The 19,095-nt window shown below is 62.9% G+C and carries 25 protein-coding genes; 14 read left to right on the top strand and 11 right to left on the bottom strand.

What is annotated here, in order from left to right; genetic code table 11:
- Positions 1-151: 151 nt before the first annotated feature.
- The 6 genes from EN885_RS31265 to EN885_RS31240 all read right to left on the bottom strand — a co-directional run bounded on the left by EN885_RS31265 (position 152) and on the right by EN885_RS31240 (position 5,625).
- Entirely contained in the window at positions 152-1,762 is a 1,611-nt protein-coding gene (locus tag EN885_RS31265; RefSeq protein WP_128242067.1) for a molybdopterin-binding/glycosyltransferase family 2 protein, read from the bottom strand.
- On the bottom strand, positions 1,759-2,463 hold the full coding sequence (locus tag EN885_RS31260) for an XdhC family protein (RefSeq protein WP_127205228.1): 705 nt from the start codon (positions 2,461-2,463) through the stop codon (positions 1,759-1,761). The genes EN885_RS31265 and EN885_RS31260 overlap by 4 nt, the downstream gene beginning before the upstream one ends.
- A gap of 87 nt (positions 2,464-2,550) precedes the next feature.
- The gene (locus tag EN885_RS31255) at positions 2,551-2,889 is read right to left on the bottom strand and encodes an XdhC family protein (RefSeq protein ID WP_128242068.1); all 339 of its coding nucleotides are present in this window, start codon (positions 2,887-2,889) and stop codon (positions 2,551-2,553) included.
- Between the two features lie 28 nt (positions 2,890-2,917).
- Entirely contained in the window at positions 2,918-4,168 is a 1,251-nt protein-coding gene (locus EN885_RS31250; RefSeq protein ID WP_128242069.1) for a VWA domain-containing protein, read from the bottom strand.
- Between the two features lie 4 nt (positions 4,169-4,172).
- Positions 4,173-5,102: a MoxR family ATPase gene (locus EN885_RS31245; RefSeq protein WP_126106794.1), complete on the bottom strand. Its 930-nt coding sequence runs from the start codon at positions 5,100-5,102 to the stop codon at positions 4,173-4,175.
- A 28-nt stretch (positions 5,103-5,130) separates the two neighbouring features.
- Positions 5,131-5,625, bottom strand: a complete 495-nt coding sequence (locus tag EN885_RS31240; RefSeq protein WP_095489679.1) for a flavin reductase — start codon at positions 5,623-5,625, stop codon at positions 5,131-5,133.
- Between the two features lie 191 nt (positions 5,626-5,816).
- Here EN885_RS31240 and EN885_RS31235 point away from each other — a divergent pair, with 191 nt between their 5' ends.
- A complete protein-coding gene (locus EN885_RS31235) occupies positions 5,817-6,890 on the top strand; it encodes a branched-chain amino acid ABC transporter substrate-binding protein (protein WP_128242070.1) in 1,074 nt (357 codons plus the stop codon).
- Entirely contained in the window at positions 6,890-7,909 is a 1,020-nt protein-coding gene (locus tag EN885_RS31230) for a P1 family peptidase (protein ID WP_128242176.1), read from the top strand. The genes EN885_RS31235 and EN885_RS31230 overlap by 1 nt, the downstream gene beginning before the upstream one ends.
- A gap of 45 nt (positions 7,910-7,954) precedes the next feature.
- On the opposite strand, the gene EN885_RS31225 is transcribed toward EN885_RS31230, so the two are convergent.
- Positions 7,955-8,209 carry a DUF2171 domain-containing protein gene (locus tag EN885_RS31225; RefSeq protein WP_095489556.1) on the bottom strand — a complete coding sequence of 85 codons (255 nt, stop codon included), beginning with the start codon at positions 8,207-8,209 and terminating at the stop codon, positions 7,955-7,957.
- 139 nt (positions 8,210-8,348) lie between these two features.
- Between EN885_RS31225 and EN885_RS31220 the strand changes: the two genes are divergently transcribed.
- Genes EN885_RS31220 through EN885_RS31205 form a run of 4 tightly spaced genes read left to right on the top strand, consistent with a single transcriptional unit; the run spans position 8,349 to position 11,531 of the window.
- Entirely contained in the window at positions 8,349-9,074 is a 726-nt protein-coding gene (locus tag EN885_RS31220; RefSeq protein WP_128242071.1) for a DUF2259 domain-containing protein, read from the top strand.
- Complete coding sequence (locus tag EN885_RS31215; RefSeq protein WP_164897955.1) at positions 9,071-9,592, top strand: hypothetical protein; 522 nt, start codon at positions 9,071-9,073, stop codon at positions 9,590-9,592. The genes EN885_RS31220 and EN885_RS31215 overlap by 4 nt, the downstream gene beginning before the upstream one ends.
- Before the next feature lie 59 nt (positions 9,593-9,651).
- The gene (gene purB / locus EN885_RS31210; RefSeq protein WP_126106797.1) at positions 9,652-10,959 is read left to right on the top strand and encodes an adenylosuccinate lyase; all 1,308 of its coding nucleotides are present in this window, start codon (positions 9,652-9,654) and stop codon (positions 10,957-10,959) included.
- The gene (locus EN885_RS31205) at positions 10,959-11,531 is read left to right on the top strand and encodes an alpha/beta hydrolase (protein WP_095489560.1); all 573 of its coding nucleotides are present in this window, start codon (positions 10,959-10,961) and stop codon (positions 11,529-11,531) included. The genes purB and EN885_RS31205 overlap by 1 nt, the downstream gene beginning before the upstream one ends.
- Before the next feature lie 16 nt (positions 11,532-11,547).
- Here the strand turns inward: EN885_RS31205 and EN885_RS31200 are convergent, their stop codons facing one another.
- Entirely contained in the window at positions 11,548-12,360 is an 813-nt protein-coding gene (locus EN885_RS31200) for a VOC family protein (protein WP_128242072.1), read from the bottom strand.
- A gap of 244 nt (positions 12,361-12,604) precedes the next feature.
- Between EN885_RS31200 and EN885_RS31195 the strand changes: the two genes are divergently transcribed.
- Positions 12,605-13,153: an alpha/beta hydrolase gene (locus tag EN885_RS31195; protein ID WP_095489682.1), complete on the top strand. Its 549-nt coding sequence runs from the start codon at positions 12,605-12,607 to the stop codon at positions 13,151-13,153.
- On the opposite strand, the gene EN885_RS31190 is transcribed toward EN885_RS31195, so the two are convergent.
- The gene (locus EN885_RS31190; protein WP_095489562.1) at positions 13,150-13,923 is read right to left on the bottom strand and encodes an HpcH/HpaI aldolase/citrate lyase family protein; all 774 of its coding nucleotides are present in this window, start codon (positions 13,921-13,923) and stop codon (positions 13,150-13,152) included. The genes EN885_RS31195 and EN885_RS31190 overlap by 4 nt on opposite strands.
- A gap of 120 nt (positions 13,924-14,043) precedes the next feature.
- Positions 14,044-14,364 carry a DUF1476 domain-containing protein gene (locus tag EN885_RS31185; RefSeq protein WP_095489563.1) on the bottom strand — a complete coding sequence of 107 codons (321 nt, stop codon included), beginning with the start codon at positions 14,362-14,364 and terminating at the stop codon, positions 14,044-14,046.
- A gap of 274 nt (positions 14,365-14,638) precedes the next feature.
- Between EN885_RS31185 and purC the strand changes: the two genes are divergently transcribed.
- Genes purC through EN885_RS31155 form a run of 6 tightly spaced genes read left to right on the top strand, consistent with a single transcriptional unit; the run spans position 14,639 to position 17,786 of the window.
- Positions 14,639-15,433, top strand: coding sequence for a phosphoribosylaminoimidazolesuccinocarboxamide synthase (purC, locus tag EN885_RS31180; protein ID WP_023674725.1), 795 nt, complete (start codon positions 14,639-14,641; stop codon positions 15,431-15,433).
- A 41-nt stretch (positions 15,434-15,474) separates the two neighbouring features.
- A complete protein-coding gene (purS, locus tag EN885_RS31175; RefSeq protein ID WP_095489683.1) occupies positions 15,475-15,717 on the top strand; it encodes a phosphoribosylformylglycinamidine synthase subunit PurS in 243 nt (80 codons plus the stop codon).
- Between the two features lie 18 nt (positions 15,718-15,735).
- Positions 15,736-15,990: a hypothetical protein gene (locus EN885_RS31170; protein ID WP_091591367.1), complete on the top strand. Its 255-nt coding sequence runs from the start codon at positions 15,736-15,738 to the stop codon at positions 15,988-15,990.
- Positions 15,987-16,655, top strand: a complete 669-nt coding sequence (purQ, locus tag EN885_RS31165) for a phosphoribosylformylglycinamidine synthase subunit PurQ (protein ID WP_095489564.1) — start codon at positions 15,987-15,989, stop codon at positions 16,653-16,655. Before EN885_RS31170 ends, purQ begins: the two co-directional genes overlap by 4 nt.
- 47 nt (positions 16,656-16,702) lie before the next feature.
- Positions 16,703-17,119: a hypothetical protein gene (locus EN885_RS31160; RefSeq protein ID WP_095489565.1), complete on the top strand. Its 417-nt coding sequence runs from the start codon at positions 16,703-16,705 to the stop codon at positions 17,117-17,119.
- A gap of 4 nt (positions 17,120-17,123) precedes the next feature.
- The gene (locus EN885_RS31155; RefSeq protein WP_126106802.1) at positions 17,124-17,786 is read left to right on the top strand and encodes a Pr6Pr family membrane protein; all 663 of its coding nucleotides are present in this window, start codon (positions 17,124-17,126) and stop codon (positions 17,784-17,786) included.
- Between the two features lie 10 nt (positions 17,787-17,796).
- Here EN885_RS31155 and EN885_RS31150 read toward each other — a convergent pair whose 3' ends face one another.
- Positions 17,797-18,042 carry a DUF1127 domain-containing protein gene (locus EN885_RS31150; RefSeq protein ID WP_095489567.1) on the bottom strand — a complete coding sequence of 82 codons (246 nt, stop codon included), beginning with the start codon at positions 18,040-18,042 and terminating at the stop codon, positions 17,797-17,799.
- A gap of 93 nt (positions 18,043-18,135) precedes the next feature.
- Here EN885_RS31150 and EN885_RS31145 point away from each other — a divergent pair.
- On the top strand, positions 18,136-19,095 hold a 960-nt coding region (locus tag EN885_RS31145), incomplete at its 3' end, for a PLP-dependent aminotransferase family protein (RefSeq protein ID WP_164897954.1).

The raw sequence follows: 19,095 nt of genomic DNA, 5'->3' as shown, positions 1-19,095 counted from the left end.
CAGCTTTCGCCAATCGTCGGCCTTATAAAGTGAGGGCCGGCATCGACGCTGCCAATCTCCCCCCTTGAGGGGGAGATGGCCGGCAGGCCAGAGGGGGGTAGGACGGTACGAATAGCCATGCCCCCAGGCTTCGTTTTTGGGCTTCGGTTTGTCAATCCTGCAGCACGCCGCCGGCACCTTCCAGAGCCTCGCGGGTGTCGACATCGATGGACGCCCCCTTGCCGATCTCGACATCGACGACATCAAGCCCTTCGGCCTCGACCAGATGGCGTGCGCCGGTATCGCCTTCGAGATGAGCGATCGCCGCAAACAGCGAGCGCGGCAACAGCACCGGATTGCCGCGCTTTCCCTCATGCGAGGCACGCACGACCGATCGGCCCTCGGACTTGCGGAATGCGTCGATCAGCCTGTCGAGGTCGGCCGACGAAACGCCCGGCATGTCGCCGAGAACGATCATGGCGCCGGCGGCTTCGCCGCTGACCCGCGCGATGCCGGCCTTCAGCGATGAAGACAGGCCGTCAGCGAAATCCGGATTGTCGGCGAAGGTCACGTCGAGGCCCGACAATACCGTCCGCACCCGCTCGCGCTGATGGCCGGTGACGACGATTGTATCAGAGGCTTTCGAGTCGAGCGCGCGCTCGGCGGTGCGGCGCACCAGCGGCTTGCCGTCGAACAGCGCCAGCAGCTTGTTCGGGCCGCCCATTCGGCTGGAGCGGCCAGCGGCCAGCAGCACGACATCGACCTTCAATTCGGCCCTGGCCGGCAGCGGCTCGCGCGGCTGCGGCCGCGTCGGGATTTCCATCAACAGACCACCGACCCCCATGCCGGCAATATCCTTGGCCGTCACCTCGAGACCGGCGATCAGCCGGTCGAGAACCCAGTCGAAGCCATTTTCCTTAGGGCTGCGGGCGCAGCCAGGCGCACCGATAATGCGCTTGCCGCCAAGCGTGCCGAGCACCAGCAGATTGCCGGGATCGACCGGCATGCCGGCGCGGATGACGATGCCGCCGGCCTTCTCGATCGCCGCCGGGACGACGTCGCCAAAATCGCTCATCGCCGAAGCGCCGAAGATCACCACCATGTCGTTGTCGCGCGCCAGCGAGGCCGCAGCTTCCGCAACGGGGCCAATTTCATGCGGCGTGCGGCGCTCCGCCGTCAGCCGGCCGCCGGAACGCGCCAGGCGGGCTTCGGTGACACGCAAAGTCTTGTCGAGCACGCTCGGCTTGATGCCGGGCAGAACCGTCTGGATGACGCCGACACGCACCGGCTGATAGGCATTGACGGCGATGATCTCGCCGCCGGCGCAGATTTTTGTCACGGCATCGACCAAGACCGAGGCAACGGCAAAGGGAATGATCTTCACCGTCGCGACCATCTGGCCCTTTTCGACCGGCGCGTGCTGCGCCAAGGTGGCGATGGTGATGGTCGGATCGACGGCGTTGATGGCGTCGATCATCGCCGCATCGACGGTGAAGATGCCGGCCGCTTGAGCATGGAGATTGACCCGTCCGGTCGCAGCAGGCTTAGCCTCAATGTTGCGGTGGATCATGCTTTCGGCGATTTTTTCGGCGGCAGCGTCCTCGCTTAAATCGTCGGGAGCAAGAACAGCCGCGACAACCTCCGAAATCCCTGCTGCCCTGAGCAAAGACACATCGTCGGCGCTCAGCTTGTGCGCCTTGCGGAAGCGCCGTTCTCCGGCCGTGGTGGCATGCGCCAGCACCGCACCCTCGGCCGTGTCGATCGGGATCGGGCCGAATTTCACGCCACCGCATCCTTGGCTTCGAGGCCACGCGAGCGAAAGGCGTGGATCGCCTGTGCCAGCACCGCTACCGCGATCTCGGCCGGGCTCGCGGCGCCGATGTCCAAGCCGATCGGCGCGTGGATGCGGGCGATCTGGTCGGCGGTCGCGCCCAATGCCAGCAGGCGTTCGACGCGCTTAGCATGGGTCTTGCGGCTGCCGAGCGCCCCGACATAGAAGCAGTTGGCGTCGAGCGCCGCCTTCAGAGCGAAGTCATCGATCTTCGGATCATGGGTGACGGCGGCCAGCGCCGTATAGCTGTCGAGCGGCTGGCGTTTCAGGATGTCCTCCGGCCATTCGGCATGCAGCGCCACATCGGGAAAGCGGTCTGCTGTGGCAAAGGCCGTGCGCGGATCGACGATCTCGACGGGATAGCCGGCGATCTTGGCCATCGGTGCCAGTGCCTGGCTGATATGAACGGCGCCGATCACCAACAGGCGCGGCTGCGGCAGATAGGCATTGAGGAAGAAGGTTCGTCCTTCCGCCTCGACCGACCCGGAATTGCCTGATCGAAACGCCTTGGCAATTGCAGCGCCCAATTCGCCGGCAACCTGATCGCCTTCGCGCACGATGCGATCGCGGCCGTCACCGAGATCGGTGACCAGGATCGCCGCGCGGCGGGCGCGGCGTTCGGCGTTCAGCGTCTTTAAGGCGAATGGATCCATCAAAAGATCTCTTGTTTGAGCATGATCTTGTCCGAAAACCGGTTCCCACTTTTCGCTGACGCGGACCTTCGGTTCGGGATCATGCTTCTAACCCAACCGCTCGACATAGACCTTGATGCGCCCACCACAGGACAGGCCGACCTGCCAGGCGGTTTCGTCGGCGACGCCGAACTCCAGCATCTTAGCCTTGCCGCTGTCGATGACGTCGACCGCCTCGGTCACCACCGCGCCTTCGACGCAGCCGCCAGAGACGGAGCCGTGGAAATTGCCGTCCGCGTCGATGACAAGATGGCTGCCGACCGGACGCGGCGCCGAGCCCCAGGTCTCGACCACAGTGGCAATGGCGACATGCTTGCCGTCCTTCATCCAGCCTTCCGCGATGATCAGCGGATCGCGTGCCTCGTCGAGATAAATACTGCTTTCCATCACCGTTTCTCCCGGAGAAAACATATGGCTATGCGGCGCTTCTCGCGCCACCCTCAATCCATCGGCGTGGGTCGACGGAGCGCGCCGACTTCTTGTCCAGCGACGCGCAGAGGTCGGCGAGCGCATCGAGATTGTGCACCGAGCGGAACTCGTCGACATGCGGCAGCATCGCCTTGACGCCACGGGCGCGGGCCTCGAAGCCGTCAAAGCGCAGCAGCGGGTTCAACCAGATCAGCCGCCGGCAGGATTTGTGCAGACGCTCCATCTCCTCCGACAGGCCGGCAACGTCGTCGCGCTCCAGCCCATCGGTGATCAGGAGAACGACAGCGCCCTGCCCCAGCACACGCCGCGACCACAGCCGGTTGAATTCGGCCAGCGTATCGCCGATGCGGGTGCCGCCCGACCAGTCCTTCACCGTCGCCGAGCAATCGGCGAGTGCCGCGTCGGGATCGCGATGGCGCATCTGCCGCGTCAGATTTGTCAGCCTGGTGCCGAAAACGAAAGCGTGCACGCGCCGGCGCTTTTCGGTCAGCGCATGCAGGAAATGCAGGAAGATGCGCGTGTACTGGCTCATCGAACCGGAAATATCGGCAAGCACGACCAGCGGCGGGTGAACCTCGCGCGGTGACCGGAATTTCGGCAGGATCAGTTCGCCGCCAGTGCGCGCGGCCGAGCGCATCATGGCGCGCGGATCGATGCGGCGGCCATGCGCATTGGATTTGAAGCGCCGTGTCCTGACCATGTCGAAGGGCAGCCGCAACTCGGCGATCGCCTTCTTGGCGTCAGTCATCTCGGCGGCGTTCATCTGGGCAAAATCCTTGCCCCTCAGCACCTCGTTGCCGGAAAAGGTGAAGCGGGCGTCGACCTCGATCTCGGGGATTTCCTGCACCGGCTGGTTCTTCTGATGACCCTCGAACATCGCCTGGCTGACGCGGTTTTCCGCGGCGCGCGGCTTCTGCTTCTCTCTAATGTCGGGCGCCACCGGCGAAAACATCGCCAGCATCTTTTCGATCAGCTCGTGCGATTTCCAGAACAGCCGGAACGTCTCGTCGAAGGTGGGGTGATCCTCATGCCGCGAGACCAGAACGGCATGCAGCGTCCAGTAAAAATCGTCGCGGGAACCGATGCCGGCGAACAGCACCGCCTCGATCGCGTCTTTGACTGAGGCCGGGCCGACCCGCATGCCGGCCTTGCGCAGGGTGCGGGCGAAATAGACGATGTTGTCGGCGATCCGCCCGTCCGGCGTGGCCTCTTTCGGTTCGGGACGCGACGTTGCCATCGCCCTACTCCGCCGCCGAAAGCTCGGCCTTCACCTCGTTGAGGATGCGCCGGCCTTCGCCCTGCTCGATACGGGCAATGTCGTCCTGGTATTTCAGCAGCACGCCGATCGTGTCGGAAACGGTTTCCGGATCGAGCGCCACTTTGTCGAGTTCGGTCAGCGCGCCGGCCCAGTCGATGGTCTCGGCGACACCCGGCACCTTGAACAGCTCAATCTGGCGCAGCTTCTGGATGAACGAAACCACCTCCGCCGACAGCCGGCTGTTGGCCTGCGGCACTTTTCTGCGCACGATCTCCAATTCGCGCTCGGCATTGGGATAATCGACCCAGTGATAGAGGCAACGCCGCTTCAACGCGTCGTGGATCTCGCGGGTGCGGTTGGTGGTGATGATGACGATCGGCGACTCCTCCGCCTTGATCGTGCCGAGTTCGGGCACTGTCACCTGAAAGTCGGAGAGGATCTCGAGCAGGAATGCCTCGAAGGCCTCGTCGGTGCGGTCTAGCTCGTCGATCAGGAAGACCGGAGCGGCGCCCGCCTTGCCGGTCAGCGCGTCGAGCACCGGGCGGCGGATCAGGTATTTTTCGGAAAAGACGTTGCGCTCCATGTCGGAGCGATCGACCTTGCCGGCCGCCTCCTCCATGCGGATCTCGATCATCTGCGCGGCGTAGTTCCACTCGTAGACGGCCGACGAGACATCGAGGCCTTCATAGCATTGCAGGCGGATCAACCGGCGGCCGAGCGCTTGCGCCAGCACCTTGGCGATCTCGGTCTTGCCGACACCGGCCTCGCCTTCGAGGAACAGCGGCCGTTTCATGCGCAGCGATAAAAACAGCACGGTCGCCAACGACCGATCCGCCACATAGTCCGCGCCGGTCAGGAGATCGAGCGTCTCGTCGATCGTCCGCGGCGCGGGACGCGGTTTCAACTCGGTCATGCTCTCTCCGTGAGTGCAACCATACCCGTCACAGAACGTGGTAGTCGCGGTCGTGATAGATCAGCGGCCGCAAATTATCGCCGATGCGCAGGCCTGTCACCTTGCCAAAAAGCACACGGTGGGTGGCCAGATCCTTGATGTCGATCAGTTCGCAGTCGAACACGGCAAGCGCGCCCTTCAACGTCGGCGCACCGGTCGAGATCACGTCCCACTCGCCCAGCGCGAAACGTTCCTCGACCGGCAGGCCTGTGAGACCGGAAAAGCCGACCGCCAACGCCTCCTGGTGCGAAGCCAGCGTGTTCAAGGCGAACTTGCCGTTCCTGACGAACGGCTCGTTCTTGGGATTTTCGCTATTGAGACAAACCAGGATGGTCGGCGGCGTGTCCGAGACCGAACAGGCCGCAATGACCGTCGCACCGCGCCTGCCACTGGGGCCATCGGTGGTGACCACATGGACGTGGCCGGCAAAATGGCTCATCGCGTCGCGATAGGCCTGCGGCCCTATGTCGTTCTTCTTCAGCACCGGCGATTTCCATTGGTTTGAAGCGAGGTGAACCCAACCGTTATATATGGCGGCATATTGCATGCCACAAGCGAAGTGGTTGACATGCATCCTGAATTTCGCGTGTTGCGTGGAAGCTAGCCAGCCTTTAGGTCTTGGCAGGAAGTGGCGCCGGCAAACACGCGACCGGCGCGGAGGAATTCTTCGCTCGCATGCGACCCACGACAACGACAATAGCGGTGCTGGCCTGGCTGTCTCTCGCCGGTGATGCGAACGCTGGAACGTTGCTGGTCGGCGTCGCCGCACCACTGTCCGGACCGTCGGCGATCCTCGGCAAGCAGATCGAGGCGGGCGCCGGCTTGGCGGCAGAGGCGAACGGTGTCCAGCTCAAGATGGTCGACGACGGCTGCACGGCAGATGGCGGGGCTGCCGCAGCCAGGGAATTCGCCGCGGCGAAAGTCGGCGTGGTCGTTGGTTTCCTCTGCACCGAGGCGATCGAGGCGGCGCTGCCCATCCTGAAGGAGGCCAGCATACCCGTCATCACCGTCGGGGTGCGCACCGAAAGCCTGACCGACCGGCGCGCCAAGACCGGCTGGCCGGTCTTTCGTCTCGGGCCGCGCGGCGACGACGAGCGCAACGCCGTCGCCACCATCCTCACACGGCTGTGGCAGAACGAGCTGTTCGCCGTCGTCGACGACGGCACCATCTACGGCCGCGAGATCGCCGAGACGCTTCGGGCGGCAGCCGAACAGGCGGCGCTGAAGCCAGTGTTCGTCGACACGTTCCGGCCGCAGCTCGATAACCAGATCGGACTGATCGGGCGGCTGAGGAAAGCCGGCGCAACGCATGTCTTCGCCGGCGGCGATGGCAGCGACGTCGCCATCATGGGCCGCGACGCCGGCCAGCTCGATGCCGGCATCATTTTTGCCGGAGGCGAAACACTGCGCACACTGCCCGGCGACGTGCCTTATGCCCAGGGCACGCTGATGATCGCGCCGCCCGAATGGGCCGATGTCGCCGACCCCAAGGTGCTGGAGGCGTTTGCCGCCCGAGAGATCGTGTCCGACGGCTACACGCTGCCGGCCTATGCGGCGGTCGAGATCGCCAAGGCGGCCTCGGCGCTGGCGGAAACCTCCAGCAAGCCATTGGCCGATGCGCTCACCGCGCATGACTTCAGCACCGCGATCGGGCCCGTCCGCTTTGACGGCAAGGGCGACTTGACCGAGAACCTCTATCGGGTCTTCCGTTTCAACGGCGTCCGGTTCGTGCCGATCGAGGACCAATGATGTTTCGTACAGGGCCGCGCAATCTCATCACCGATGTCGCCGGCCTGCGTGTCGGCAACGCTTCCGATGCGAGGCTGAAATCCGGGGTGACCACCGTCGTCTGCGACGAACCGGCGGTGGCCGGTGTGCAGATCCTGGGCGGTGCGCCGGGCACTCGCGAGACCGACCTGCTCGAGCCACACAATTCGATCGAGGCGATCCATGCCGTGGTGCTTTCGGGCGGCTCGGCCTTCGGTCTCGATGCCGCCTCCGGCGTGCAGGCGGCGCTGCGCGAAAACGGCGTTGGAGTGGAGGTCGGCGGCTTTCGCGTGCCGATCGTCCCGGCGGCCATCCTGTTCGACCTGCGCAATGGCGGCGACAAGGATTGGGGCCGCTATCCGCCCTATCGCGATCTCGGCTATGAGGCGGCACAGGCTGTCAGCAGCGACTTTCCGCTCGGCACGGTCGGCGCGGGCACCGGTGCTCTGAGTTCCGGCCTCAAGGGCGGCCTCGGATCGGCCTCGACGGTGCTCGACAGCGGCGTCACCATCGGCGCGCTTGCCGCCGTCAACCCGACCGGGTCGGTGACGATCGCCCGTAGCAGGCACTTCTGGGCAGCGCGCTTCGAGATCGGCGACGAGTTCGGCGGGCTTGGCTATCCCTCGCCGATGCCGGAGGACGCGAAAAGGATCCTGCTGAAGTTTCGCGACAAGCATGTTGGGACACGGACGGAGGTCGGCGGCAACACGACCATCGCCGTCATCGCCACGGATGCCGTTCTCACCAAGGCTGCCGCCAAACGCCTGGCGATATCAGCGCATGACGGCTTCGTCCACGCCATTTGGCCGACACACACGCCGGCCGACGGGGATCTGGTTTTCGCGCTGGCGACCGGCAAGAGCGGCATCGAGCTGGCGCCCAACGACGCCATCGACCTCTACGCAGCGGCCGGCGCCACCATGGCGCGTGCCATCAGCCGCGGCGTCTTTGCCGCGACGCCTGCCAAAGGCGACCTGTTTCCGGTCTGGTCGTCGCGCTGAATGCGCGCTGCCGTAATCAAATGGGCCGTAATCAAATGGCCGTGATCAGGTGGGGTCGGATTTTTCTTCCTCGAAGGTGACCGCGACATCCGAATTTGCCGACAGCCGCACTTTCTGACCCTCGATCTCGGCAACGAGACTGAGCGGAATGAAGTGATGATGGCCCCTATGAGCGCCCTCGCCGCTGTCACGCTTGGTCAGCTTGATTCTTTGTCCCTCAACTTTGTCGACGGTGCCGACATGGACGCCGTCGGCGCCGATCACTTCCATGTGTTGGCGAATCTTGGCTGCATCGGTCATGGTGAGGTCTCCATTTAAAGCTGCCGACAATAACAAATGACGGCACGATTGGATGCATCGGCGTTGCGTTTCAGACCGCACGACGTCTTGACAGCGTCGTGATAGTGATGAATCGACCTTGGCTGCCGGGAGTAACACCATGCGAATTCTTGTCCTGTTTGCCGTTTCCCTCCTTGCCCAGTTTACGACTTCGCTCTCCGCGCATGCCGGCGATGTCGCCGAGCTTGAAATCCTTGGCTTCACTGGGGATGGCGGCGCCTTCGCCTTCGAGGAGTATGGCGTCCAGGATGGATCGGGATTCCCCTATGCCAATCGCTATTATATCAACATGGCCGACGATAGTTTTCTCAAGGGCACACCGATCAGGGTGCGGCTTGACGACGAGAACGCAACGCTTGAGGCAGCGCGCGTTGCCGCCCGGCAGAAAGGCGAAGCCATCATCAAGCAGGCGGAACTGACCGCGAACCGCGGCATCACCGCCGGCTTCAACCCGGTGACCGAACTCTCGGCCGATCCGTTCCGCATGGTGGTCAACCCGCGGCCGATCTTCTCGCCGGTCGACGATCCGCTCGAATTCCGGCTCGACGAGATCGGCATGAACGATACCGAAAGCTGCCAGAGCCTGGGCGAGGTCAACGGCTTTCGCCTGCTGCGCATCGAGGCAAAAGACGGCGGCAAGACTGAGCTTCTGCACGAGGACAAGTCGATCCCCAAAAGCAGAGGCTGCCCGAACGGCTACCGCATTGGTGCAGTGCAGACATTTTCGTTGCAAGGCCTCAGCGCCTACGCCGTGCTGATTGCGGTGCGCCAATATGGCTTCGAAGGGCCGGACTATCGCTGGATCGCGGTGACCGGCCGGCTGTGACGCCGCTCCCCGTCATACGCAACCGCGTCCGGGATCGCATCCGCAAGGCGGCCTTGCCATCGCCGGGCGCCGCGGCCTGTGGCGCCCTGCTGTGGGCCGCAGCGATGGGCGCCAGCGCGCTTGTCAATCTGCTGCTGGACGACTGGGAGACCCCGGCAAAGATCCGCTTCGTCTCGTTGCTCTATGCGGCAGGCGGTGCGCTCGCCTTTCCGGTTGGCCTGTTCCTGGCGCGGCTCGTCTCGCTCGGACGGCATTGGGAAGTCGCCTTGGCGGCCGCGTTTGTCTGTCTTCTCGTCGCGACGATCAGCTTCACCGGCGGGCTCTTTGCGCTGCAATACCGTTCCTACTATGCCCAGTGGCATGAACCCGCGCTGACCATCGCCTGGTCCATCCAGTTCGTGCACACTGTGGCGACGGCGTTCTATCAATTCGTCGTCCTGGGCATCCGGCTTTATTTTCCGCTCGGTTTCATAGCGCTCGCTCTCGCCAGCATCTGGTTTGCGCGGCAGCAGCGTTGAGCATTTTGTCAGCCTCTGTTAGGACGCGGTCGAACGCCCTCGCAAGTCAGGACTGACCGATGATCCCTCGCTACTCCCGGCCGGAAATGGTGGCCATCTGGTCGCCCGAAACCCGGTTCCGCATCTGGTTCGAGATCGAGGCCCACGCTTGCGACGCATTGGCCGAGCTCGGCGTGATCCCGAAGGAGGCCGCCAAGACCATCTGGGAAAAGGGCGGGGCGGCGAAGTTCGACGTCGAGGCCATCGATGAGATCGAGCGCGTCACCAAGCACGACGTCATCGCCTTCCTCACCCATCTCAGCGAATTCGTCGGGCCGGATGCCCGCTTCATCCATCAGGGCATGACCTCCTCGGACGTTCTCGACACCTGCTTTGCCGTGCAGCTCAGTCGCGCCAGCGACATCCTTTTGGCCGACATCGACGCGCTGCTGGCGGCGCTCAAGCGTCGCGCCTTCGAACACAAGGATACCGTCACCATCGGCCGCAGCCACGGTATCCATGCCGAGCCGACCACCTTCGGCGTCAAGCTGGCGCAGGCCTATGCTGAATTCTCGCGCTGCCGCGAGCGGCTGGTGCACGCGCGTGAAGACATTGCGACGTGCGCCATATCAGGTGCTGTCGGCACCTTCGCCAATATCGACCCCTATGTCGAAGAGCATGTGGCGAAGAAACTCGGATTGAAGCCGGAGCCGGTGTCGACGCAGGTGATCCCGCGCGACCGTCATGCGATGTTCTTCGCGACGCTGGGTGTCATCGCCTCGTCGATCGAACGGCTGGCGACAGAAATCCGCCATCTGCAGCGCACCGAGGTGCTGGAGGCGGAAGAGTATTTTTCGCCCGGACAGAAAGGCTCGTCGGCGATGCCGCACAAGCGCAACCCCGTGCTGACCGAAAACCTCACCGGGCTTGCCCGCATGGTGCGTTCCTTCGCGCTGCCGGCGATGGAGAACGTGGCGCTCTGGCACGAGCGCGACATTTCGCATTCGTCGGTCGAGCGCATGATCGGCCCGGATGCGACGGTGACGCTCGATTTCGCGCTGTCGCGGCTGACCAGTGTCATCGACAGATTGCTCGTCTATCCCGACAACATGCTGAAGAACATGAACAAGTTCCGCGGCCTCGTGCATTCGCAGCGCGTGCTGCTGGCGCTGACCCAGGCGGGCGTCAGCCGTGAGGATGCCTACCGGCTGGTGCAGCGTAACGCCATGAAGGTTTGGGAGCAAGGCGCTGATTTCCTTGAAGAACTTCTCGCCGACAAGGAGGTCACCGCAGTCTTGCCCGAAGCCGAGATCCGTGAAAAATTCGACCTTGGCTATCATACCAAGCATGTCGACACGATCTTCAAGCGGGTGTTCGGAGAAGCGTGATGATTTCGGCGGCTGGAGAATTCGATTTTCTCGCCCTGCCGGGGCGCGGTAATTCCGGGCCAGATCACTGGATGTCGCATTGGTGCCGGGCACTCCCCAATTCGAGCCGCGTGCTGCAGGCCGAATGGGACAGGCCGAGCCCCGAGGACTGGATTGGCCGGGTGGACGCCGCGATTGCCGCAGCACCTCGGCGCGTGGTGCTGCTTGCACACTCGCTGGCGGTGGCGACGGCGGTGAAATGGGCAGCCGGCGCCAGCGAAAGCCAGCTCAACAAGGTTGCGGGCGCGTTGCTGGTTGCCGCAACCAATGTCGAGGACCCTGATCCGTCCTTCGACCTTGTTCGTCCCTTTGCGCCGATGCCGTTGAAACGCTTGCCTTTCCCGACCCTGGTGGTGGCCAGCCGCACCGATCCGCGCGTCACCTTCGACCAGGCGACGGCCTTCGCCGCGGCCTGGGGCGCGGACCTCGCCGATGCCGGCGATCTCGGCCATATGGGAAACGAGACCCGCCTCGGCCTTTGGCCGGCGGGCCTGCTCATGCTCGGTCGCTTGTTGGAAAAAGCCCGGCTCTAACAGGCTTCCAAAACGCTCAAGCCTTGCCTGGAACGGTCCTGATCACCGTTCCCCATGGGTCCTCACGGGTCGTTGCGTCAGTCACATTGTCTGAACGCATTTCCACCCAGGCTAGACCGGACCGAGAAGGATCGCGTCGGCCGGCACCGGCACTCTGCCACGCATTGGCGCCGATATGGTGGTGGTAGCCGCCTGACGACAAGAACACCGCCGCGCTGCCATATTTCGCCACTGCGTCGAAGCCGAATTCCTGATGCCACCAGGCTTCGGCGTCTTCCGGCCTGCCGACGCGCAGATGGACATGTCCGATGATGCTGTTGTCCGGCGCACCCTGCCAGCCGGCATCGCCGGCCGGCACTTCGGCAACGACAGAGGAGATGTTCAGCCGTTCGGTCGCCATCGCTATCTTGTCGCCATTCCATTTCCAGTCCTCACGGCGGCGGTCGGCATAGATCTCGATGCCATTGCCTTCAGGGTCGGTCAGGTAAAGCGCCTCGCTGACCAGATGGTCGGAAGCGCCCTCGATGCCGATCTTGTTGGCGATGGCGTGGTTGATCCAACGGCCGAGATCGGCCCGGCTGGGCAGCAGGAAGGCAGTGTGGAAGAGGCCGGCACTGCGCGGATCGTCGGGCTTCGCCACTGCATCCGCCTCGATGTCGAGCAAGGGACGATTGGCAGCGCCCAGCGTAATCGTGCCGCCTGCGCGGCTCAGCTCCTGCAGGCCGACGACGTTGCGATAATAGGCAGCGAGATTTTCGGCATCGCGCGCCCGCAACCCGACGCGGGCAACGCTGACCGGGGTCGTGGCGGCAAAAGGCAGTTCGCTCATCAAACTCTCCGTTTGGGCGGCCGTCGACGAGATTCCCAAAGCCAGGAGCCCGGCGCCACCTACCATTGTACGTCGTGTCAGTTCCAAAATCCTCATTTACACGGCTGTTTCTTTCTCGACGACAGATCGTCGATCGCGATCGTTCACACAAGATGGCAAGAAGCGAACATGGTGTTCACCATTTTGATCGCCAGGCCGGCTCGACACGGTTGCGCGAAGCAACGGTGCTCGCTACATGCGCGCCATGAAAGTCAGAGATGCAGATATTCTCATCGTGCCGGGGTATACCAATTCCGGTCCCGACCATTGGCAGAGCCGCTGGCAATCGAAATTGTCGACGGCACGCCGCGTCGAGCAGGCAGAATGGTCGAAGCCGGTGCGCCAGGACTGGACGGCGAGCGTGGCGAAGGCGGTTAACGAGGCCGAGCGGCCGGTCGTCATCGTCGCGCATTCGCTTGGGGTCGCGGCCGCAATCCAGGCAATGCCGCAGTTCCAGCGCCCGGTCGCCGGAGCCTTCTTCGTGGCGCCGCCCGACGTCGCCAATCCCAAGATAAAACCCAGGCACTTGATGACCTTCGGGCCCTATCCGCGCGAGCCACTGGCATTCCCTTCGGTGGTGATCGCCAGCCGCAACGACCCGTTCTGCGCGTTCGGCGTCGCCGAGGACATTGCCGGCGCCTGGGGCTCGCTGTTCATCGACGCCGGCGATGCCGGACATCTCAATGCGGATTCCGGTTTCGGGCCGTGGCCCGAAGGATCGATGACTTTTGCGAAATTCCTGACGGATCTTTAGGACCCGATCGAGTCCTTGACGCTCTTCAGCAGGGTCTTTGCCCCCAGACCGATCAGCGCATGCTCGGAGCCCATGGCCAGCAGCCGATAGCCCATCGATACCACGCGGCCGGCGATGGCCGGCTCGACGACGTAGATCGCGGCATGCTTGCCGGCCTTGCGTGTCCGCTCGGCGATCGAGGCGACGGTTTCCATCATGCTTTCGAGCGTCGAGTTGACGGTGGCGCCGTTCGACCAGGCAATCGAGAAATCCGATGGGCCGAGGAAGATGCCGTCGATACCCGGCGTGTCGAGGATGCCGTCGAGCGCATCGAGGGCGGCGCGCGTCTCGACCATAGCGAAAGCCATGGTGCGCTCGTTGCTGTCGCGCAGCCAGTCGGCATAATCGCCCTTGCCATGGCGCGGAAAGGCATAAGTCGGACCCCATGAGCGCTCGCCGAGCGGCGGGTACTTCATGGCGGCGGCAAACAGCCTGGCGTCCGCCACAGAATTCACCATCGGCGCAATCACCGCCTCAGCGCCGAAATCGAGCGCGCGGCTGGCCATGTCGAAGCGGCCGACCGGAATGCGCACCAGCGCCGGTTTGTTGGCGGCCAGCACCGGCCCAAGGCCGCGCAGCACACTGTCCTCGTGATGCCCGCCATGCTGCATGTCGAGCGTGACGGCATCGAAACCCTGTCGGGCAAGAATCTCGACCGTAAGGGCATCAGGCACGCCGGACCATGCGGTGCACAACGTTTCATCGGCCGCAAGGCGTGACTTCAGGGACATAGGCGGTTTCCTCTTTGGTTGCAGCAATTCAGCCGGAAATGGCTGCAAAGGCAAAGAAAAACCGCCCGGTCTACCCGGGCGGTCGATTGGTCCAGCAGGTCGATTTGGCTCAGAGAGAGATCAGGTGTTCTTGATCTGTTCAATCGCCTGCGCCATCAGATCGTCCATGGTGCGGCGAATCTGGTGGTCCGACTGGTCGACCCCGGCTTCGTCGAAATCCTTGCGTATCTTGCGGAAAACGTCGTGATCGCCAGCTTCCTCGATGTCGGCGACCACGACCTGCTTGGCATAGGCTTCGGCATCGGGTCCGGACTTGCCCAACTTTTCGGCGGCCCACAGGCCGAGCGCCTTGTTGCGGCGCGCCGAAGCCTTGAACCGGAGCTCCTCGTCGAATGCGAATTTGCGCTCGAAACCCTCTTCGCGGTCTTTCATATCGATCATGGCATCCCTCCGGTCAAATCCGATTCGCTGGCGGTTGAATATGTGTTGCCGAAGCACAAACCAAAAGGCCGCGGGCCGGTCAATATGCTACATCACTTGCTGCGCTGCGGCATTTCATTCCGGAAAGCGGTTGATTGAAAGGATTTGCCGATTGAGCAAACAGTGCGATTGGGATAGACACCGGCATTGAACCCCTACCGTTGCCGCACTAATTTAGGCATACGGACAGGAACTGGTCGTTTGCCGCCTGCCCGGAAATCCAGAGAAAAATCAGATGAAAAATCGCCGCCGCATTTATGAAGGCAAGGCCAAGATCCTCTATGAGGGACCTGAGCCGGGAACGCTGATCCAGTTCTTCAAGGATGACGCGACCGCTTTCAACAAGAAGAAGCACGAAATCGTCGATGGCAAGGGCGTGCTCAACAACCGCATTTCCGAGCATATCTTCAACCATCTCAACCGGATGGGCATTCCGACCCACTTCATCCGCCGGCTCAACATGCGCGAGCAGCTGATCAAGGAAGTCGAGATCATTCCGCTCGAGGTGGTCGTCCGCAACGTCGCCGCCGGTTCGCTGGCCAAGCGTCTCGGCATCGAGGAAGGCACGGTGCTGCCGCGCTCGATCATCGAATTCTATTACAAGGCCGACGCGCTCGACGATCCGATGGTGTCTGAAGAGCACATCACCGCTTTCGGTTGGGCGAGTCCTCAGGAGATCGACGACGTCATGGCGCTGGCCATCCGCGTCAACGACTTCCTCTCCGGCTTGTTCATGGGCGTCGGCATCCAGCTCGTCGACTTCAAGATCGAGTGCGGCCGCCTGTTCGAAGGCGACATGATGCGCATCGTCGTTGCTGACGAGATCTCGCCGGACTCGTGCCGTCTGTGGGACGTGGCGACGCAGGACAAGCTCGACAAGGATCGTTTCCGCCGCGACATGGGCGGATTGGTCGAAGCCTATCAGGAAGTCGCCCGCCGCCTCGGCATCATGAACGAGAACGAGCCGCCGCGTCCCGCCGGACCAGTGCTCGTCGCCTCGACCGATGGCGTCAAAGGCAAGCCGCACTGAGATTTTTGCCGCTCAACACTTTGAACAGGAGCATGTCCAGCGTGATCAAGGCCCGCATTACCGTCACTCTCAAGAACGGCGTGCTCGACCCGCAAGGCAAGGCGATCGAACATGCGCTGTCCGGGATGGGCTTTGACGGCGTCGGCCATGTGCGGCAGGGCAAGGTTTTCGATGTCGAGCTTGCTGAGAGCGACAGGGCCAAGGCCGAAGCCGATCTCAAAGCGATGTGCGACAAGCTTCTGGCGAATACGGTGATTGAGAACTATAGTGTGGCCATTACCTGAGGTTGTGCAGGAGGGCAGATGGCCGAGATTGATGGAAGCTTGATATTTGAAGTCCTCAAGTCCATTCAGTCGCGGCTGGACAGGATGGATTTGACGCTCGGGGAGGTAAAGTCCGAGCTTGGCTCTATCCGCGGCCATCTCATTGCCACCGAGGGTGACGTGAAGAACATCTACGGCGTGCTGGCTCGCCAGGACGAGCGCCTGGAACATATCGAACGCCGCTTAGACCTGCGTGAACTTGCCGAAGCCCAGAGGCCTTACGAACCGAAATGAAATCAGCCGTCGTCCTCCTGCCAGGCCTCAACCGTGACCGCGACATGATCGCGGCGCTGACCAAGATTTCGGGAATGCCACCGGTCACGGTCTGGCAGACCGACACCGAAATCCCCGATGTCGACCTGATCACCATCCCTGGCGGCTTCTCCTTCGGCGACTATCTGCGCTGCGGCGCCATTGCCGCGCGCATGCCTGTGATGCGGGCGGTGGCTGAAAAAGCAGCCAAGGGCGTCATGGTCATCGGCGTCTGCAACGGCTTCCAGATCCTGGTCGAGGCCGGCCTTTTGCCGGGCGCCTTGATGCGCAACACGTCGCTGAAATTCGTCTGCCGGCAAGTCAAGCTGCAGATCGCCAACGCCAACACCATGTTCACCCGCCGCTATCAGCCGGGCCAGATCATCCGCTCGCCGGTGGCGCATCACGACGGCAATTATTTTGCCGACGACGAGACGCTTCGCAGGCTCGAAGGCGAAGGCCAGGTCGTTTTTCGCTATGCCGAAGGCACCAATCCCAACGGCTCGATCAACGACATTGCCGGCATCATCAACGGCCAGGGCAATGTGCTCGGCCTGATGCCGCATCCCGAGAACCTGATCGAAGCGGCACATGGCGGCAGCGACGGCCGGGCACTGTTCGAAAGTGCCCTCGGCATCGCCGCTTGATATCTCCAGCATTCATCCTTTTCCCGAACTCGAAATAGGGCGGCCGCATGAGCCTGAGACAGACGATCGCCCGCCTCGCTCTCGTCGCCACCGCCGGCCTTGTGCTCGCCTCCTGCCAATCGAAGCCGAAGAACGCGCCGGCACCTTCGGGCAAGAGCGCGTCGCTGCTTGCCATGGAACAGGTGGCGATCGCCGCCCACAAATGCTGGATCGCCAACAAGGATCCTGCCTTCAAGCCCTATCAGATGGCCAACGAGCTGAATTCGTTCACCGGCACGCCGCGCTTCCTGCTAGTCCCGGTCAAACACTATGGCGGAAAGCCGTTGCTGGTCGTGCAGGCGCAAGGCAATTCACGCCGCATCGACGTCTACGGTCCGCTGATGGACGAGCCGCTCGGTGCACGCATCGGCTCGGACATCGCGCGCTGGCAGACAGGCAACCCGGCCTGCGGTACGGCGGCGTAGCGTCATGGCCCGCTTGCTGCAGATAGCGGGTCTGGTCATAGGTCTGGCCGGGCTTGTCCTGCAAATCTGCATAACCGTTCCGGCGTCGATGGAAGCCGGCCGCAGTTTTGTTGGCTCGCTGGTCTTCTATTTCAGCTTCTTCACCATCCTGACCAATATCGGCGCCGTGCTCGTGCATGTTTCGCTGCTGTCACCCGGTGGCTACGCCTGGTTCCCAGCCTTTGCCGGGCCGCGGACACGGGCCGGCGTAGCGGTTGCCATAACGCTGGTCTTCATCGTCTATGCCACGGTCCTGGCGCAGCTTTGGCAGCCGCAGGGCCTGTTCCTGCTCTGCGATGTCCTGCTGCACTATGTGACGCCGGTGCTGTTCGTGCTGTGGTGGCTTGTGGCAGGCGCCGATGGCTCGACGCGGTGGCGCGACATCTCCTGGTGGATGATCTATCCGGTCGCCTATTTGGCCTATGCACTGGCGCGGGCGCCGATATCGGGCGAAGTGCCCTACCCGTTCCTCGATGTCGCCAAGAACGGCGCGGCCAGCGTCGCCGTCTCGGCGCTCGGCATCACCGGGCTTTTTCTCGCGCTGTGCGTAGTCGCCGTGCTTGCCGATCACGGCATCTCGCGGATGAGGAGCCCAGGCGTCCATCAAGGTACGAAAACGGCTTCCTGAGACCTTCTTTTCAGTCCCAGAACGGCCGCAGACCCTCACGGTGGGCATCGCAGCGCGAGACGCCGATATCCTTGAGCTGATCGTCGGTCATCTCCAGCAATATCAGCCGGCTGCGCCGGCGATCGACCATGGTGTCGATCCACTTGAAGAGCGACCTGACCACGCGGACGAGACGATTGACATAGGTCCTCCGACCTGATGGCCGCGCAGTCCGTAACTCAGCTTCCGCATAGCGAATTGTGCCGATTGTATCCATTGCTTTTCCGCCAATATCTGCGATTGTACCCTTTTTGCCAGATGCTTCATATGTATTGACTCATATTTCGGCGCAATATAGAAAATTGTTACCATGACAAGTTGGCTTCCAGATCTCACCACAGGCCCCGGCCCGCTCTATCAGCGGTTGGCGGATTCCATTGAAACGGACATTGATCGGGGCGTGATCGATGCAGGGACAAAACTGCCGCCGCAACGGGATCTGGCATACGATATCGGCACGACCGTCGGCACCGTCGGCAGGGCCTATCAGCTGCTGCGGGAGCGCGGATTGGTCAGCGGCGAAGTTGGGCGCGGAACCTATGTCCTGACGCAGCGCCTGGATGTCGCGAAGCCGGATTTCCTGGAACCTGTCGAGCAAGGCACGCGCTACTACTTCGATGCGCCTCGCGACAAACTGCGCCTCGACAGCACGGCCGCGCCCGACACTGGCCAGGGCGCCATTGTCGCCGATGTGCTTTCGCGCACAACGCAGGACTATCCGCACGAGATTTCAAGCTACACGCGCGATTTCCCGGACCGCTGGTTTGAGGCAGGCAGAAGCTGGCTGTCGCGCAATTCCTTTCGCCCGACCGCGGATACCATCGTTCCGACGCTCGGCACCCATGCCGCGGTGATGGCAGCAATTGCGGGGCTCACCACTCCCGGCGACTATGTTGTCTTCGAGCACCTCACCTACTCGCAGATTTCCCGCAGCGCCGGCCTGATCGGGCGCCGGACCGCACTGGTGGCGGCGGACGACGAAGGCATCGATCCCGATGATTTCGAGCGCGTCTGTGCGCAAAAACATCCGAAAATAATGTTCCTGATGCCGACGGCCAAGAACCCGACATTGGTGACGCTGTCGGCAACGCGCCGCGAGGCCATCGCGCGCGTCGCCCGTCAATACAATGTCGTCCTGATTGAGGATGATCTCTATGGCGGCATGACAGACGACCCAACACCATTGCTCGCCGAATATGCGCCGGAACGGACAATCGTTGCCGGCGGCCTGTCGAAATCGGTCGCGGCGGGTGTTCGTAGTGGGTGGCTA

The organism is Mesorhizobium sp. M6A.T.Cr.TU.014.01.1.1 (assembly GCF_004022765.1).
GTDB lineage: Bacteria > Pseudomonadota > Alphaproteobacteria > Rhizobiales > Rhizobiaceae > Mesorhizobium > Mesorhizobium mediterraneum.
The sequence above is the reverse complement of the archived record's forward strand: the minus strand, read 5'-3'. Positions and strand labels throughout refer to the sequence as shown.

What these genes read in the sequence shown, in the direction of transcription:
- EN885_RS31250 (WP_128242069.1), bottom strand. Translation starts at nt 4,168, where the DNA reads ATGGCAACGTCGCGTCCCGAACCGAAAGAGGCCACGCCGGACGGGCGG.
- EN885_RS31190 (WP_095489562.1), bottom strand. Translation starts at nt 13,923, where the DNA reads ATGTCCCTGAAGTCACGCCTTGCGGCCGATGAAACGTTGTGCACCGCA.
- purC (WP_023674725.1), top strand. Translation starts at nt 14,639, where the DNA reads ATGAAAAATCGCCGCCGCATTTATGAAGGCAAGGCCAAGATCCTCTAT.
- EN885_RS31195 (WP_095489682.1), top strand. Translation starts at nt 12,605, where the DNA reads ATGAAAGTCAGAGATGCAGATATTCTCATCGTGCCGGGGTATACCAAT.
- EN885_RS31245 (WP_126106794.1), bottom strand. Translation starts at nt 5,102, where the DNA reads ATGACCGAGTTGAAACCGCGTCCCGCGCCGCGGACGATCGACGAGACG.
- EN885_RS31230 (WP_128242176.1), top strand. Translation starts at nt 6,890, where the DNA reads ATGTTTCGTACAGGGCCGCGCAATCTCATCACCGATGTCGCCGGCCTG.
- EN885_RS31260 (WP_127205228.1), bottom strand. Translation starts at nt 2,463, where the DNA reads ATGGATCCATTCGCCTTAAAGACGCTGAACGCCGAACGCCGCGCCCGC.
- EN885_RS31225 (WP_095489556.1), bottom strand. Translation starts at nt 8,209, where the DNA reads ATGACCGATGCAGCCAAGATTCGCCAACACATGGAAGTGATCGGCGCC.
- EN885_RS31170 (WP_091591367.1), top strand. Translation starts at nt 15,736, where the DNA reads ATGGCCGAGATTGATGGAAGCTTGATATTTGAAGTCCTCAAGTCCATT.
- EN885_RS31220 (WP_128242071.1), top strand. Translation starts at nt 8,349, where the DNA reads ATGCGAATTCTTGTCCTGTTTGCCGTTTCCCTCCTTGCCCAGTTTACG.
- EN885_RS31150 (WP_095489567.1), bottom strand. Translation starts at nt 18,042, where the DNA reads ATGGATACAATCGGCACAATTCGCTATGCGGAAGCTGAGTTACGGACT.
- EN885_RS31255 (WP_128242068.1), bottom strand. Translation starts at nt 2,889, where the DNA reads ATGGAAAGCAGTATTTATCTCGACGAGGCACGCGATCCGCTGATCATC.
- EN885_RS31235 (WP_128242070.1), top strand. Translation starts at nt 5,817, where the DNA reads ATGCGACCCACGACAACGACAATAGCGGTGCTGGCCTGGCTGTCTCTC.
- purB (WP_126106797.1), top strand. Translation starts at nt 9,652, where the DNA reads ATGATCCCTCGCTACTCCCGGCCGGAAATGGTGGCCATCTGGTCGCCC.
- purQ (WP_095489564.1), top strand. Translation starts at nt 15,987, where the DNA reads ATGAAATCAGCCGTCGTCCTCCTGCCAGGCCTCAACCGTGACCGCGAC.
- EN885_RS31155 (WP_126106802.1), top strand. Translation starts at nt 17,124, where the DNA reads ATGGCCCGCTTGCTGCAGATAGCGGGTCTGGTCATAGGTCTGGCCGGG.
- EN885_RS31185 (WP_095489563.1), bottom strand. Translation starts at nt 14,364, where the DNA reads ATGATCGATATGAAAGACCGCGAAGAGGGTTTCGAGCGCAAATTCGCA.
- EN885_RS31200 (WP_128242072.1), bottom strand. Translation starts at nt 12,360, where the DNA reads ATGAGCGAACTGCCTTTTGCCGCCACGACCCCGGTCAGCGTTGCCCGC.
- EN885_RS31160 (WP_095489565.1), top strand. Translation starts at nt 16,703, where the DNA reads ATGAGCCTGAGACAGACGATCGCCCGCCTCGCTCTCGTCGCCACCGCC.
- EN885_RS31205 (WP_095489560.1), top strand. Translation starts at nt 10,959, where the DNA reads ATGATTTCGGCGGCTGGAGAATTCGATTTTCTCGCCCTGCCGGGGCGC.